This is a genomic window from Bradyrhizobium sp. Kon56, from assembly GCF_055807635.1.
Map to the genome: position 1 here is coordinate 1 of NZ_JBVVOU010000247.1, position 336 is coordinate 336.

Below are 336 nucleotides of genomic sequence, written 5' to 3' on the forward strand. Positions count from 1 at the left end.
CTTCCATCAGCTCGACGGTGCGTGGGTGCAGCTCACCGCTTTCCTTGTTCAGGAAGAACGGAATCGGCACGCCCCAGTTGCGCTGGCGGGAGATGCACCAGTCCGGACGGTTGGCGGTCATCGAGTGCAGGCGCGCCTGGCCCCAGGCCGGGACGAACTGGGTGTCTTCGATGGCTTTGAGGGAGCGTACGCGCAGGGTCTCGCCGTTGGTTGGCTCTTTGTCCATGCCGATAAACCACTGCGCAGTGGCGCGGTAGATCAACGGGGTCTTGTGGCGCCAGCAGTGCATGTAGCTGTGCTTGATGGTGTCGGCCTGCATCAACGCGCCGACTTCAC

At 63.1% G+C, this 336-nt stretch carries 1 protein-coding gene; it reads right to left on the reverse strand.

Annotated elements, in window-relative coordinates:
* Positions 1–336, reverse strand: a 336-nt coding sequence (locus AC0L3B_RS38830; RefSeq protein ID WP_473382987.1) for a class I tRNA ligase family protein, incomplete at both ends; no start/stop codon positions are given.